The sequence below is a fragment of the Carnobacterium inhibens subsp. inhibens DSM 13024 genome (assembly GCF_000746825.1).
Taxonomy (GTDB): Bacteria; Bacillota; Bacilli; order Lactobacillales; family Carnobacteriaceae; genus Carnobacterium_B; species Carnobacterium_B inhibens.
In genome coordinates, this window is sequence record NZ_JQIV01000006.1 from 479,755 (window position 1) to 495,754 (window position 16,000).

The following is a 16,000-nucleotide window of genomic DNA, read 5'->3' on the forward strand; positions in this document are numbered from 1 at the left end:
TAACTAGTTCTTTTATGCTTTAGTTATTTTTGCAGTTCTTCTTTATAATCACAATGACTGCAGACCACTTGTTTGCTGCCTTTTGCTTTCTTTTCAACTAAATAATGCTCACATTTAGGACAGTTACGACCAACCGGTTTATCCCATGAAACGAATTCGCACGTTGGGTAACGATCACATCCGTAAAAAATACGGTTTTTCTTAGATTTTCGTTCAATGACATGTCCTTCACCACATACAGGACAAGTAACGCCGATTTCTTTTACGATTGGTTTGGTATTGCGACAATCCGGGAAATTACTGCAGGCATAGAATTTTCCATATCGTCCAAGTTTGATTACCATTGGATGGCCACAAAGATCACAATCAAATCCAGCAGGTTCATCTTTGATTTGGACTTTTTCCATATTTTCTTCCGCTTTTTCAACTTCAACCGCAAAGGGTTTGTAGAATTGATCAATAACTTTAGGCCATTCCTTATTCCCTTCTTCAACTTCATCCAGATCTTTTTCCATATCTGCTGTAAAGTGAACATCAACAATCTGAGGGAAGAATTCATTAATGAGTCCATTAACGATCTCGCCTAATTCCGTTACTTCGAACCGTTTGCTTTGTAGTTTAACATAGTATCTACGTTGAATCGTTTCTAAAGTCGGAGCATAAGTAGAGGGTCTACCTACACCATTTTCTTCTAACACACGAATCAAAGTCGACTCGGAAAAACGAGCAGGCGGTTGAGTGAAGTGTTGTTTTGGTTCAATATCTACTGATTTAACTTGATCACCTTTTTTCATATCAGGTAAAAGATTCTCTTTTTCCTCTTTTCCTTCATCGTTACCTTCAATGTAAACTTTTTGGTAACCAGGAAATTTGATTTTCGAACCATTTGCTCTGAAATACACATCATTTTGTGCAATATCTACTTTCATAGTATCAAAAACGGCTGGTGTCATTTGACTAGCTACTAATCGTGACCAAATAAGATTGTATAATTTGTATTGATCTTTTGTCAGGAATTTTTCAATTTCCTTTGGTGTCCGTAACACACTAGATGGTCGAATACCTTCATGGGCGTCTTGATCACCTTCAGCTTTTTTCCCTGTTCGAGGTTTAGAAGCTGCGTATTCCGGTCCAAATTCTTTTATAATGTATTCTGCAACTTCACTTTTTGCGGAAGCAGCGATTCGAGTAGAGTCCGTACGCATATAAGTGATCAGACCGACAGCACCCCCGCGCCCCATTGAGATACCTTCATAGAGTTGTTGTGCAACCATCATCGTTTTACGCGTTCTGAAATTTAATTTTCTTGCTGCTTCTTGTTGCAAACTACTTGTTTTAAAAGGAAGAGCCGGGTTTCTCATCCGTTCTTTTTTAGTAACAGACAGCACTTCGAACTGATCACCATCTAGTTGTTTGATAATTTCTTGTACGTCTTGGGCATTCTTTAAATCCTTTTTCTTGCCTTTTAGTCCATAGAAATTGGCTTTAAATTTCTTTTTGTCTTTTTTAAAGTTGGCACCGATTGACCAATATTCTTCAGGTTTAAATTGATTGATTTCATTTTCTCGATCACAAATCAATTTTAGCGCTACGGATTGAACTCTTCCAGCACTTAATCCTTTTTTTACTTTTTTCCATAAGATAGGACTGATGGTATATCCGACAAGTCGATCTAATATTCTTCGAGCTTGTTGTGAATTTACTAAATCCATATCAATGGAACGAGGTTCTTTAAATGCATTTTTAACGGCATCTTTGGTAATTTCATTAAACACTACACGGTTTTTATCTGTTACATCTAGCCCTAGTAAAAAACTCAAATGCCAAGCAATAGCTTCCCCTTCTCTATCCGGGTCAGCTGCGAGAAAAACTTTTTCAGCTTTTTTTGCATATTTTTTTAACTCTTTGATTAATGGGCCTTTTCCTCGAATAGAAATATATTCAGGTTGGTAGTTATTTTCAACATCCACTGCCATCCGACTTTTAGGAAGATCACGGATATGTCCTAAGCTAGCGACTACTTTATAATTTCGACCTAAATATTTTTCAATTGTTTTTGCTTTAGCAGGCGATTCAACAATCACCAGGTATTTATATGCCAATGAAATGCTCCTCTCAAATGAGCGTAATTTTTACTGATTCGTTTATTTTCTAAGCTAGAATAGAAATCGTTAATCATCTTATTCCATCTTTAGGTACTTTGTCAACTCTCCTTATTTATTTTTAGTGAGAAAAGGAGTATATAATAGAAGAAAAAGATCGTTTTTTTTATTGAAAACCTTTACTTTACTAGTGGTTAAGGCTCTTTTTTTGTGGCATACAAAAAAACTTTGAAAAAACAGTTCCAATTCTTTCAAAGTTTCTCTTTTTAATTCGTTTTAGTTCATCAATTCTTCTAAAATATGGTTTGCATTTAACACACATTTTGCACCATTTAAAATCAAATCATTGGTTCCTTCATAATAGGGTTTTGTAATATCTCCAGGAATCGCAAAAACTTCTCTTCCTTCTTGAAGCGCCAAATTAGCAGTAATCAAGCTTCCGCTTCGGTATTTTGCTTCTATGACCAGAGTACCTAAGGATACGCCTGCGATAATCCGATTCCGTATGGGAAAATGTTGTTTTAGCGGCTTTGTTCCTAAAGGATATTCTGATAGAAGCAAATGGTTTCGTCCCATTTCCTTTTGCAGTTTTTCATTTTCAAATGGATAATATTGATCTAGTCCTGTTCCAATTATTCCGATTGTTTGGCCACCTAATGCTATAGTCTGTTTATGAACTTCCTGATCGATTCCTTTTGCTAACCCACTCACAGTAACAAAATTTTGACGAATTAAGTCTGGTAATAATAGCGACAATACTTTTGTTCCATAAACACTATTCTGTCGAGAGCCTACAACCGCTAACAAATTGCGGTTTAGTAAATTAAGGTCTCCTTGATAAAATAAAAGTGCGGGTGGGTTATAGGTGTGTTTAAGATATTCTGGATAGTTTGAATCTAAAATAGTGACCCATTTGATGTGTCTATTTTTGTATTCGCTTAGTTTTTCTTCTAGGCAGATTGCTGAAAAACTATTCATAAATAATTTTGTATTAGCAGCATTTAACTGCGCACAGTGGGCTAAATCATAGGGGGTCAAATAAGGATTGTCTATTAAAGATGAGAGCATCCGGATGCGACTTGTAGCACCTATCCCTTTACATAATGTTAAATGAAATAACGTTTGATTGAGTTTTGTTGTTTGCATCCTATACGCTCCTTTGTCATTGCAAGATCGTTAACTCTTCTAATGGTAACTTCCGCAAAACAAAGAAAAAAATTTTAATAAAAAACTCTAGAAGAAAATCTTCTAGAGTTCATTGTATATAAATGTGATAGTAGATGAACGATTAATACTCCATTAAAGCTAAAATATCGTAACCTTTAATCTTCTCACGGCCATTCAAGTCTTTTAATTCAACTAGAAAAGCAGTTCCAACAACTATTCCACCAAGTTTTTCAATCAGCTCGATCGTTGCGGCAATTGTTCCGCCTGTTGCTAATAAATCATCACAAACCAAGACTTTTTGACCAGGTTTAATAGAATCTTGATGAATTTGCAACGTATCTTTTCCGTATTCTAAACCATACGTAACTTCGATAGTTTCGCGAGGTAGTTTTCCTTTTTTACGTGCAGGAGCGAATCCAATACCCATTTCATAAGCTACTGGACAGCCTACGATAAATCCACGTGCTTCAGGTCCTACAATCATTTCAACGCCTTTATCTTGTGCATATTTTACAATTTCACTTGTCGCAAAGCGATAGGCTTCTCCATCAGCCATTAAAGGTGAAATGTCACGAAAGACAATGCCTTTTTCCGGGAAATCAGGAACATCTGCAATATAATTTTTTAAATCCATTAAAAGTTTTCCTCCATTCAAAATTAAAGTGATGCGTTTACTTGTTGTTTCATCCAATTCTCCAACTCAGAAAAATGACTGTAAACAAAAAAGTTTTCAGACTGAATTTGTTTTAATCTTTTTTGATAAGCTGCTGCTTGTTCTAATTCTTTCTTATGAACATCTTTAACAACGTTCATTACACCATCTTTTATTGTAACAAATCCGATCTCTAAAAACACTGAAATAATAAAAATTAAATTATTTTCTTTTATATTTAAGTGGGTTGCCAATAACTTTAACTTATTTCTAATATCAATATTAACATGAGTCGCTGTGTATTTAAAAACTTGGCCAAATTGATTGCGACTTGGCATACCATTTAAATACAATTCTTCTCGACTGTAAAAACAAGCGATGATTTTTTCTGGACTAGATCCACTTAACAGATCTTTTACCCAGTCAACATCAGAAGGACAATCGACGAAAATAAGTTGATTGGTTTTCATCGTAAATTGTTCCAATGCATCTAGATTAGTCAATTGGTGAGCATAGCTGGTAGTAGGCACATTGCTTACAAATTTTTCGAAGTTTTTTGAATCAAAAAAGACAAAATCAGCCTGTTCTGTGGTCCATAAAGCTGCCGGAATATTGGTACTTCTTGAATCAAAGACTTGAATGCCTTCAATGGCTAAATCTTCTAACATCAATTGCGTTTTTCGAGAACCATTCCATTCATTTATCGCTAATTTTCCAACTACAGAGACTTCAGAATGCAAGCCTATCTCATCAGCAATTGGACCAAATTGAAAACCTATCACATCTAAAAAGGCATTTTCTTCAGCAAGCTTCATTTTCAAATGCGCTTGATCTCCTCCAATACGTCGCACTTCTTGAGACTCAACGTTTTTGAATAGAAAAATAGGTTTAGTATTATCTGTACCAAACGGTGCCAAACGGTGCAATTCTTCTACTACTTCAACCGTAGCTTCTTCAATTTTCAGTTGCCCATCTATAAGTGTTTCTTCACCTAATTCTTCAGATAGACCATTCGCTACAGCATATTGATTCAGCTCATTTTGAATGTGTTCGATATTTTCTATTGGAATAGTTAGACCAGCAGCCATATGATGTCCGCCAAAAGTAGTCGTAAGATGACGAACATTGTCCAAAGCATTATATAAATGGTATGCTGGTATGCTTCTGCCAGACCCTTTTGCCAGACCTTTGTTTTTGTCAATATTCATGACTATAGCAGGTTTACCAGTTTTGCCAACAATTTTACTGGCAACAATACCTAATACGCCTTCATGCCACTCTTCTTTTGCTAAAACATAAACATCCATTGCGGTATCCATTTTGTCAATCATCTCAAAAGCTTCGTTAGTGATAGTCGATACATAACCTTGGCGTTCTATATTTTTTTCTTGTACCATTTGTGCTAAAGAAGCGGCTTCTTCATCATCAAAAGTTGTTAGTAATTCTACTGCAGGAGAAGCATCGCCTAATCGACCTACAGCATTTAAACGAGGAGCAATAATAAACCCAATCGTTTCCTCATCGATTTCTTCACGTTTTATTTTTGCTAATTTAAACAAAGCGGATAAACCGATGCGCTGAGTACTTTTCAACATGACTAAACCCTGCATGACTAAAGCTCTATTTTCATCTGTTAGAGAAACGAGATCGGCTATGGTTCCTATGGAAACTAAATCTAATAACTCAATAGGAATTTCTCCTAATAACGCTGTCGCTAATTTAAAGGCTACTCCCACACCAGATAAATCGCCAAAAGGGTAAGAACCTTGTGGGTGTCTAGGATGAATCACTGCATAAGCATCAGGCAGTTTATCTGGTAATTCGTGATGATCCGACACGATTACGTCTATGCCTAACTCATTTGCTCGATCTATAGCAGCATGCCCTGCTACACCATTATCACAAGTCACAATCAATTGTGTACCTTCTTCAATCAATCGTTCAAAAGCAGCTGTGTTTGGTCCATAACCATCGTTAAATCGATTAGGGATGTAATAGTTAACTTCTCCTCCGATCATTTCAATGGTTTCTTTTAAAACGGCCGTACTTGTTACACCATATAGTGATAGGTAACCCTTTGAGATTCTCTCCGAGTTTTCCCCCACTCCACACCGTGCGTGAGACTTTCATCTCACACGGCGTTCCATCGTTTTTTATTTAAGCATTTTAGATAACGAATAAGGATAGCGGCAAATAAAATAATGGCTATTCTCTATTTTAATAGGATTCATTCACCCATCTCATTCGAATCTACACTTTAAAAGCATATAAGCTTTCCAAAAACGACTTGAGCCCCTCCCTCCACTGCTTATTATCACAGTTTCACTGGTACTATGGCTCTACTTTCACTTAGACAAATTAGCTTATTGTACTCTCTTGAGCTTTTCGACTAAACTGCTTCATCTGCCGGCAAAGGCATCAACATTCTAAGCTTCATACGTTCCAATAAAATTATCTTGTTCTATATACCCTTAGATTTCTTCTATGAGCCGTTGCACTTGATTATCCCTGTAAGATAATATGGTATTTCATAACGCCAGATTCTTACTCTACCATATGCAAAAAGATTGATTTTAGGTGCAATCTCACACTGCATTTCTACACCGTCTATGTGTCGACTCGTACATTCAAAGATTCGTCAGTTCCATTATTAGGAACATTCTAACCATAGGTAATTTATAAGACCCCCAGCCTATGGGATGCGAGATCCACCTCTGGACCTTTTTCGTATAAGAACGTGTCTTATTTACGGCACCTTTCAGCTGACTTCACCGAGCTTTATACTTTTGATCATCTGCCTTATTAAAAGCATATCGGAGGATTAGGGAAGCCGTTTCAAAACGTTACTTTATCATTCCAGCTTTCATTTTATCAGTTCTTCATTTCTTTAAAGAGATGAGCACAAGCTTTTCACTTGTGAACGTATCGCACCTGCATCATAATCACCATAAATTGTGATTTGTTCTCCTCGTTCAACAGATTCAGTAATACGAGAAACAGCTCGCTCCATGTCATGCATCAAGTAAGGATCATAGATCCAAGTTTGATCAGGCTGCAAAAAGCGCTCGATTTTATCTTTTGAATCCAGTCCTCTTTGTAAACACAGTTCAATAAACAAAGGCGACAATTTTAATGCTTCACTTAATTCAGTTACTTTTTCGGTATTCTTTACAGGTGCATTTAATTTCCATTTTGTCCGTGATTTCAACAAATCATATCACTCCTAACTGTACCATTATATCAAAATTGGTCTTGTAGATATAGTTTTTCTTCCTTTATCTATGAACAAAATCAGGAAAATAATGGGCTCATTCACTAGTTTGAGCAGACGTTAAAACACAAAAAAAGGAATCAAAGCTGTTACGCCTCAATTCCTTTCACTCTTTATTTATTTTTTTAATCCTCGATAATCTGTACACCGATTCCGATTAATCCTGGCCCTGTATGGACTCCTAAAGCTGGACTGATTTGATCTTCAAATATTTTAACGAAATTAGGTAATTTCTTTTTAACTTCTACTCGAATATCGTCAACTTGTACTTCAGCCGTTTTACCACCAAAAGCAATTGCTAAATGATATTTTTTGGCATTCCCCGCAAAATCAGCTGCTAAATCAATAGCTTTTTGAATACTCTTTTTATTTCCTCGAACTTTAGCAACAGTATGATAGATCCCATTATCGTTACAAGAAATAACCGGTTTTAAATTTAAAACATTTCCTAAAATAGAAGACACTAAACCGATACGTCCTCCTTTTTGCAAATATTCTAATGTTGGAACATGAAAAAATATTTTGGATTTTTTAACGTCCGCTTGTAGTTTCTCTTTGATCGTGTTCCATTCTAGGTCTTTTTCAACATATTCTGCAGCTTTAATAGCTAAAAATCCGCTTCCGATACCAATATTTTTCGTGTCAAGAGTGAAAACGTCTAACCCATCAACATTTTCAGCCATCAAACGGACCATGTTATTTGTACCGCTTAATCCACTAGAAATAGTTACAGCTATCACTTTTTCATAGCCTTCATCTTTAAATTCTTGCAGCATTTCACTAATAACTTCTCCACTTGGTAAAGAAGTTTTTGGAATCTCCTGCTCTAAACAATCGTAAACATCTTGAGCATGAATATCTACTTTATCAGTATACTCTTTATCAGAATAAATGATTTTTAAAGGAATGACTTTCATATTTGCTTTAGTGATGGTTTCTAAGGGGACATCTGATCCAGAGTCAACTAAGAAACCTATTTTTTGTTTGTTCATAATAATGCCTCCAACTTTATGGTTTTATTTCTTTTTTTCATCATGTTTCTGTGTTTCAGCTAAAAATAACAATTTTTCAGTTACAATTTTTGTTGCAACTGCTATCGTAGCTGTACGCACGATAAACGTCGTATTATCCGTGCTATCGGGTAATAAGGGCTTTCTGTCTTTTTGCTGAATATGTGAAGCAACCGCTCTTAAAGCGTATTCTTGCTCAGTACAAAATAAATCATATGCTTCTCTGATTCCACTTATTGAAGCTTGGTAAAGAATGCCTTCTTTTACTTCAGAAATCGTCACTACTTGTTTCAAAATAGAGATAGCAATTAAATAAGCCAAATGTTTTTTAGTATATCTTTTTTTTACAGGAGGAGGAATCAAACCTAATTTTACATAGTTATTGATCATAGAAGAAGTAATGATGTGTTTTTGATCGCTAACTTTAAAAATAGCTAAGTATCGTTCAATTAAGTTTAAAACTTGATCCATATAAAGGTCAAAATCAGGTAGTTCTTTCCATCTTGGGAAGGTATACTGGCTGATTTCATTTGACCATGCTACCAAATCTTCTTCAAGTTTATCCATTAGATCACCTTTTTTCACTCATTTCTGTTAAAAATAGTGTAACACAATTTCACTTACTAGACAATCTAGTTTCTTAGACTAGATTGTTAGACGTCAATAATCTATATGATTATAATAGAAAACGAATACATTTACGCAAAAAAAAGAAAGAATAAACCATATAGTTTGTTCTTCTTTTTGCAACTTTTACTGAGAATCAAGTTACTTTAACACCAGTGTACCATTTTTTTGTATTCATAGAATAAATTATTTGATTTGTTCAGTAGAATTGGCTGGTGTTTGTGTCATTCTGCTAATCAATTCTTTTTCTAAACTACTGATTTTATCTGCCTTTTCACTAATTATTTGGTCTTTTTCGGATAATTTTTCAGCGTAATCTGCTCTAAGTTGTGCTAACGCTTCTTCTTTTCTTTTTTCAGCATTTTCAAGTTCTTTTTGACTATTTTTTAAATCTTTTTTATTTTTATACGTTGTACTCACAGAAATCAGTACAGTGGTTAGAGCTCCAATAAATAAAGATCCTAAAATAATCATAATCAAAGGCCAAGCAACTTCTGTAAAGCCAAAACTAACTGGAACGGATTCAACATTTAAAACAGCAAAGAATGCAACGATAACGATTAAAATAAGTGCTACGATTGTTCCCCATTGTTTTTTCATATACCTTAATCTCCCTTCAACAAACCAAATTTCCTCAATTTTTACTACAGTTATTTTAACACAGAGTTGTGAAAAAACACTATAAAAATGCCTAATCTTCTATTTGTTGTTAAATAGATCTCCAGCTAAATAATCACCAATTCTAGGGAAAAGAGTATACAATTTACCAGCGATTTCTATCATAGCAGGCATATTTAATTCTCTTCGAGGTGTTCCCATTAAGCTCACAATACGATTAGCCACAACTTCAGCATTTAATACATAGCGTCCTATATTATCAAGATAAGTTCCACTTTCATCCGCAATATCAAAAAAGTTTGTCTCTATCGGACCCGGATTTACGGTTGTAACATAAATATTTAATGGCTTCAACTCTAGACGAAGAGCGTTTGAATAGCCAAGTACTGCAAATTTGCTTGCGGAATAAACAGTTGATTTAGGAGTAGCTATTTTTCCAGCTTGAGAAGCAATATTGATGATATGACCTTGTTTTCTTTCTGCCATTTCGATAGCTACTAATTGAGTGACATACATTAAACCTAAAACATTTACACGAAACATGCTTTCAGCTATATCCATTTTAAATGAAAGAGCTTCTTCAAAATGTCCAAATCCAGCATTGTTAACTAGAACGTCCACAACACCAACAGTTTGATAAATTTCTTTAATAACTTTTTTTATTTGATCAGGTTTCGACACATCCAAAGTGAAAGCAAAAGCTTCCTTACCGGAAAATTTTTCACAATTTTCTTTAACTTGCAACAGCATGTCTTCTCTTCGAGCACTTACAATGACGACAGCTCCTTTTTTTGCTGCTTCATAAGCTATTTTTTCTCCTAATCCCGTTGAAGCACCAGTAATAAAAACAACTTTATCTTTAAGTGTAGTTAACTTCTTTTTCATGATAAGCTCCTTTAGTTGAGTTATTGGACGAGCAATAATTGTGTTGATGATTCAATTTTACCAAGGTTAAACAGTACAAAAAAATTTGATTATTTATTTATCTGTTCGAATCAGAGGGACATCGATTTCATCGAAATCATTGGCAATTCGAGTATTAGGAAATACTTTTTGAGCTTCTTTTTCTAATAAGTAAGCATCACGGCCTAAATAACGGGCACTGATATGAGTCAACAATAATTTATCGACGTTCGCTTCTTTAGCTACTTCTGCAGCATCTAAATTAGTAGAATGATTGTAATCTCTAGCCATTTTACGATTTGATCCATCAAATGTACTTTCGTGGACCAATACAGAAGCATTCTCAGCAAGAAGAATGTTGTTTTGCGTCTTTTTTGTATCTCCTAAAATCGTTACTATGCGACCTTTTTGACTTTCCCCAATAAAATCCATTCCATTGAATACACGTCCATCTTCAAGTTTAATGGTTTCGCCTTGTTTTAATTTTCCGAATAAAGGTCCAAATGGAATACCCGCTTCCTTAACCTTATCTGCTTGTAACATTCCTTGGTGGTCTGCTTCTTCGACTCTGTACCCAAAAGATTGGATTCCATGTTTTAATTTACGACAAAATACTTTGAACTGATGATCTTCAAATAAAAGTCCTTCTTCAGTAATTTCATGAAAATTCAACGTATACTTTAAACCGGTTCCTGAGGTTTTTAAGCAAGTCAGAACATAATTTTTTATCCCAACAGGGCCGTATATTGTTAACGGACCATCGCCTCCTTGAAAAGATCGACTACTTAAAAAACCAGGTAAACCAAAAATATGGTCTCCATGTAAGTGAGTAATGAAAATTTTATCTACTTTTCGAGGTTTTAAAGTAGTGTGTAAAATTTGATGCTGTGTCGCTTCTCCACAATCAAAGAGCCAAATACTGTTGCGTTCCTCTAATAGTTTCAAAGCAATACTAGTTACATTTCTATGCTTAGCTGGAACGCCTGCACCTGTTCCTAAAAATAATAATTCCATTTTATCCTGTCCTAACCATTAAGTTAACATCCGTACACTCATTATTTGCGTACACGTGTTTTGTTTATTTTAACAAATATTTCTTAAATAAGCGATAATGAGATGAAACAAAAAAACCAAGCAATTTAATTATTCATTGCTTGGAGTTTCTGATTTATTTTTTATTCAACAAATTCAAATTCATATTTCATTATGCGGACCAAGTCGCCGTCTTTAGCTCCCCGTTCGCGCATTTCTTCGTCTATACCCATTGTTCGTAATTGACGAGCAAATCTTAATACAGAAGCATCGTGATCGAAATTCGTCATCTTGAATAATTTTTCGAGTTTTTCTCCACTCAATACCCATGTAGCATCTGGGTCTCTTGTAATTGCATAACCTTTATCTTCAGCAGTATGTTTGTACAGAACAGTATCTTCTTCTTGATCCAATTCATAGATTGGAAACTCAGAAGTCACATCTAATACGTCAGCTGTTGCATTCAATAGATTAGCAGTACCTTGATGAGTAATAGCTGAGATTGCAAAGATTTGGATGTCTTCTTCAAATTCATTCTCTTTAAGAGCTTGAATTTTTTCTTTGAAGGCAACAAGATTTGCTTCAGCATCCGGCATATCCATTTTATTGGCCACAATAATTTGAGGACGTTCCAATAAACGTAGATTATGCGTTTCTAATTCTTTATTGATAGCCACATAATCCTCAAAAGGATCACGTCCTTCGCTTCCGCTCATATCAATGACATGCAAGATAACACGAGTACGCTCAATATGACGTAAGAACTGTGTTCCTAAACCAATTCCTTGAGATGCCCCTTCAATCAATCCTGGCAAGTCAGCCATAACGAAACTGCGGCCATCTGGTGTTTGAACCATACCTAAATTAGGCACTAAAGTCGTAAAATGATAAGCACCAATTTTAGGACGAGCAGCAGAAACAACTGAAAGCAAGGTTGATTTTCCTACTGAAGGAAAGCCAACTAATCCAACGTCAGCTAGAACTTTTAATTCCATTTCAATTTTATGTTCTTCTCCGGGTTCACCATTTTCAGCAATTTCTGGAGCTGGATTTCTAGGTGTCGCAAAACGGCTGTTTCCTCGACCACCACGTCCTCCTTTAGCCACAACCAGTTTATGTCCATGATGAACTAAATCACCTAATACTTTACCTGTTTCAGAATCGATAACGGTAGTGCCTGGCGGAACTTTGATAACATTGTCTCCAGCTCCACGGCCATGCATGTTTTTACTCATACCGTTTTCGCCGTCTTCAGCTTTAAAGTGACGGTTAAATCGGAAATCCATTAACGTACGAAGACCTTCGTCTACGATAAAAACGACATCTCCACCTTTTCCACCATCTCCACCAGCTGGGCCACCATCTGGTACGAATTTTTCGCGACGGAAAGCGACCATTCCATTTCCGCCATCTCCCGCTTTTACATTGATTGACACTTGATCTAAAAACATTGACATTTATATTTTCCTCCTCATTTTTGAGTGTATGAGATTCAACTATTTTCTAGGTTACTTAATGGATCTGGCACTTTATTTTCATATTACATTTGTTCCAAGATGTAAACAAGAAAGCCAAATTATCACATATCCTCTAAAAATGACATACGTTCAGTATACCCCATTTTAGTCCATTATCTATTGTACGTCTATTTGATGTATTTGTCTATTTTTTTAAGAGGATAATGTCACTTTTATAAGAGTATGATTTTAAATAGTCAATAAATTCCTTTCACTCATTATACCATCATTTCATTTTAACTATTTAATTATTTTCTCATTTGCAGTATAATTTACAAGGAACTTTTTCTATTAAGTTATACAATAACGTAGAAAAATGAATGATAATAATTAAGCAATATTGCTTATAAATTACAAGGACGTGCACCGTGAAAAGAAAGAAAAATATTGTTATTGGCAGTATATTATTTTTTATAGCTATGGGATTAATGATTTTTGGCGTTCATTTATTATCAAAAAGTACTGGAGCAAGCCTCAGTACAGTGTTTACTCCTGAAAGTTCTTTAATTCAATCTTCTACTCTTGATGAGGAACCAACAAATTTACCACAGCTGACTAAAGAAGTGAAGGAAAATGAAAAAGAAGTTAGAATAACGACTTCTTTAGGAACGATTCGTGCGAAAGTTTTTCCTGAATTGGCACCTAAAGCTGTTGAAAATTTCCTCACTCATGGGAGTGAAGGCTACTATAATGGAACTGTCTTTCATCGTGTTATTCCTAATTTCATGATACAAGCTGGTGACCCTGAAGGCGATGGCACTGGAGGCGAAAGTATTTGGGGTGAACCATTTGAAACTGAGATCTCAAATCAACTGTTCCATATACGCGGCGCAATCGCTATGGCTAAAACAAATGCACCTGTTTCAATCGGAAGTCAATTTTACATTGTCCAGAACCCTGCAGATATGAGTGAAACTGCAGACCCTACTATTACTCCAAAAGAGATCATCGAAGCGTACAAAAACGGCGGATACCCTTCTCTAGACCAAAACTATACGGTCTTTGGCCAAGTTATTGAAGGGATGGATATTGTAGATGCTATTAGTAAAACAGAAACTGACCAAAACAATAAACCATTACAAGAGATTACAATAGAATCAATAGAAGTAATCAACTCATCTTATTAGTTTACCTAACGATTAATAAAAATAAGAAAGAAGTCAAAATGACTTCTTTCTTATTTTTATTTAATCTACTTTTTTTTAATGGAAACCCTTTTGTATCTTGTATCTGTTAGAGTGAAAAGTGGTATAGCACCTACTTTTTTGCAAATAAAGAACTTTTATTTTCCTTGAATAAATTGGTACAGTCCATTTCGTTTTTTTATTCTCTTTTATCTCTTTTCTCATGCAATTAAAAAACGATGAAATCGGTTTACTTTTGATTGCTTTTGACTGTTTTTGGTGGTAAAGTAGCGTTAATGGAGGGATGGTATGCTTACTGAAGAACGCTATAATTTCATATTAGAACAGTTAACTACTAATGGAGTAATCAAATCCCAAGAACTCATGTTAGAAATGAATTGTTCAGAATCCACTATCAGACGTGATTTAGCAACTTTAGAAGAACAAGGAAAACTTGTTCGTGTCCATGGCGGCGCTAAACGAGTTTATACAATTGAACAGGAACAAACCCTTAGTGAGAAATCAGTCAAAAACGTTCACGACAAGAAAAAAGTCGCAGAATTAGCAGCATCTTTAGTTAAAGAAGATGATGTCATTTTCTTAGATGCAGGGTCTACTACCTTTTTTATGGTCCCTTTCTTAAAAGGTAAGAATGTACGCATTGTAACAAATGCTGTACAGCATGCTCTTTTACTTGCTGATCAAGATAATGACGTTTTATTAATAGGTGGAAAGTTGAAAAATACAACTCAAGCTATTGTAGGCGCTACAAGTTTAGAGCAATTATCCCGTTATCGTTTTACGAAAGCCTTTCTAGGTATGAACGGTATTGATCGAGAGTATGGATTTACCACTCCTGATCCAGAAGAAGCGACAGTTAAGCAACAAGCTTTTGCAAATAGTTCAAAAGTTTATGTATTAGCTGATGAAACAAAATTTAATAAAGTCACTTTTGTAAAGGTATGTAATATAGAAGATGCTGTTATTATTACAGATCATCTAAATCCTAAAAATTATGAAAGCTATTTTACTAAAACAACAATATTGGAGGCAAAAAAATGATTTACACGGTAACATTAAATCCATCAATCGACTATATTGTACACGTTTCATCCGTACAACTAGGTGAATTGAATCGGATGAATAAAGATATTAAACTTCCAGGTGGTAAAGGTATTAACGTTTCTCGTGTTCTAAACCATATCGGTCAGCCTTCTACAGCTTTAGGTTTTCTAGGTGGTTTTACTGGAAACTTTATCTCTGATTGGTTGGAAAAAGAAGGTGTTCATACACAATTTGTCTCAATTAAAGGCGACACACGAATCAATGTAAAATTGAAATCTGATTCAGAAACTGAAATAAATGGCCAAGGCCCTGCTATTACAGATGTTGAAGCAAATCAATTAATGAAACAAATGGATTTAATGACAGATGAGGATATTGTAGTTCTTTCTGGAAACAAGCCCCCTTCTCTACCTGAAGATTTTTATCAAAATATGATTGGAAAAATTGTTTCACGTAATGCTGACTTCGTGATCGATACAACTGGACCAGAATTGAAGAACGCTTTAGTTCATAAACCATTATTGGTTAAACCAAACCATCATGAATTAGCTGAACTTTTCGATGCAACATTCGAGTCTGTTGAAGATATTATTCCTTATGGTAAAAAACTTATTGCTTTAGGCGCTCAACATGCACTTGTTTCAATGGCTGGTGATGGAGCTCTATTCTTTACAGGCGAAAAAGTTTATCAAGCTACTGTTCCTAAAGGTACTGTGAAAAATTCAGTAGGAGCTGGTGACTCAATGATCGCTGGTTTTATCGGTGCTCTAGTCGATACTAAAGATCCGTTAAAAGCTTTCCAAAAAAGTGTAGCTACTGGAAGTGCCACGGCTTTTTCTGACGATTTAGCAACTCAAGCCGAAATCAACGCATTATTAAAAGAAGTTATCGTAACTGAAATAGCTTTATAAA

The 16,000-nt window shown here is 35.1% G+C and carries 13 protein-coding genes and 1 pseudogene; 3 read left to right on the forward strand and 11 right to left on the reverse strand.

Annotation, left to right across the window (positions count from 1 at the left end):
• Window positions 1-23: 23 nt before the first annotated feature.
• From topA to obgE, 11 genes and pseudogenes are all read right to left on the reverse strand, one after another.
• Window positions 24-2,102: a type I DNA topoisomerase gene (gene topA, locus BR65_RS03380; protein ID WP_023178015.1), complete on the reverse strand. Its 2,079-nt coding sequence runs from the start codon at window positions 2,100-2,102 to the stop codon at window positions 24-26.
• Window positions 2,103-2,378: 276 nt separating this feature from the next.
• Window positions 2,379-3,248 (reverse strand): DNA-processing protein DprA, encoded by an 870-nt coding sequence (dprA, locus tag BR65_RS03385; protein ID WP_034536728.1) that lies wholly within the window; start codon window positions 3,246-3,248, stop codon window positions 2,379-2,381.
• A gap of 142 nt (window positions 3,249-3,390) precedes the next feature.
• Window positions 3,391-3,903: an adenine phosphoribosyltransferase gene (locus tag BR65_RS03390; protein WP_023178018.1), complete on the reverse strand. Its 513-nt coding sequence runs from the start codon at window positions 3,901-3,903 to the stop codon at window positions 3,391-3,393.
• A gap of 23 nt (window positions 3,904-3,926) precedes the next feature.
• Window positions 3,927-5,978 (reverse strand): annotated as a pseudogene (recJ, locus tag BR65_RS03395) (single-stranded-DNA-specific exonuclease RecJ); the annotation flags it as partial.
• A gap of 830 nt (window positions 5,979-6,808) precedes the next feature.
• Window positions 6,809-7,129 carry a single-stranded DNA exonuclease RecJ gene (locus tag BR65_RS03400; protein WP_236620707.1) on the reverse strand — a complete coding sequence of 107 codons (321 nt, stop codon included), beginning with the start codon at window positions 7,127-7,129 and terminating at the stop codon, window positions 6,809-6,811.
• A gap of 188 nt (window positions 7,130-7,317) precedes the next feature.
• The gene (locus BR65_RS03405; RefSeq protein WP_034536732.1) at window positions 7,318-8,184 is read right to left on the reverse strand and encodes a DegV family protein; all 867 of its coding nucleotides are present in this window, start codon (window positions 8,182-8,184) and stop codon (window positions 7,318-7,320) included.
• 24 nt (window positions 8,185-8,208) lie between these two features.
• Window positions 8,209-8,769: a DUF1836 domain-containing protein gene (locus tag BR65_RS03410; protein ID WP_023178022.1), complete on the reverse strand. Its 561-nt coding sequence runs from the start codon at window positions 8,767-8,769 to the stop codon at window positions 8,209-8,211.
• A gap of 246 nt (window positions 8,770-9,015) precedes the next feature.
• The gene (locus BR65_RS03415) at window positions 9,016-9,429 is read right to left on the reverse strand and encodes a LapA family protein (RefSeq protein ID WP_034536733.1); all 414 of its coding nucleotides are present in this window, start codon (window positions 9,427-9,429) and stop codon (window positions 9,016-9,018) included.
• 99 nt (window positions 9,430-9,528) lie between these two features.
• Window positions 9,529-10,332, reverse strand: coding sequence for an SDR family NAD(P)-dependent oxidoreductase (locus tag BR65_RS03420; RefSeq protein ID WP_023178025.1), 804 nt, complete (start codon window positions 10,330-10,332; stop codon window positions 9,529-9,531).
• Between the two features lie 93 nt (window positions 10,333-10,425).
• Window positions 10,426-11,364 carry a ribonuclease Z gene (rnz, locus tag BR65_RS03425; RefSeq protein WP_023178026.1) on the reverse strand — a complete coding sequence of 313 codons (939 nt, stop codon included), beginning with the start codon at window positions 11,362-11,364 and terminating at the stop codon, window positions 10,426-10,428.
• 161 nt (window positions 11,365-11,525) lie between these two features.
• The gene (gene obgE / locus BR65_RS03430) at window positions 11,526-12,839 is read right to left on the reverse strand and encodes a GTPase ObgE (protein ID WP_023178027.1); all 1,314 of its coding nucleotides are present in this window, start codon (window positions 12,837-12,839) and stop codon (window positions 11,526-11,528) included.
• A gap of 479 nt (window positions 12,840-13,318) precedes the next feature.
• Here obgE and BR65_RS03435 point away from each other — a divergent pair, with 479 nt between their 5' ends.
• From BR65_RS03435 to pfkB, 3 genes are all read left to right on the forward strand, one after another.
• On the forward strand, window positions 13,319-14,026 hold the full coding sequence (locus BR65_RS03435) for a peptidylprolyl isomerase (protein WP_043945639.1): 708 nt from the start codon (window positions 13,319-13,321) through the stop codon (window positions 14,024-14,026).
• A 306-nt stretch (window positions 14,027-14,332) separates the two neighbouring features.
• Window positions 14,333-15,085, forward strand: coding sequence for a DeoR/GlpR family DNA-binding transcription regulator (locus tag BR65_RS03440; protein ID WP_023178029.1), 753 nt, complete (start codon window positions 14,333-14,335; stop codon window positions 15,083-15,085).
• Entirely contained in the window at window positions 15,082-15,999 is a 918-nt protein-coding gene (gene pfkB, locus BR65_RS03445) for a 1-phosphofructokinase (protein ID WP_023178030.1), read from the forward strand. Before BR65_RS03440 ends, pfkB begins: the two co-directional genes overlap by 4 nt.
• Window position 16,000 lies beyond the last annotated feature (1 nt).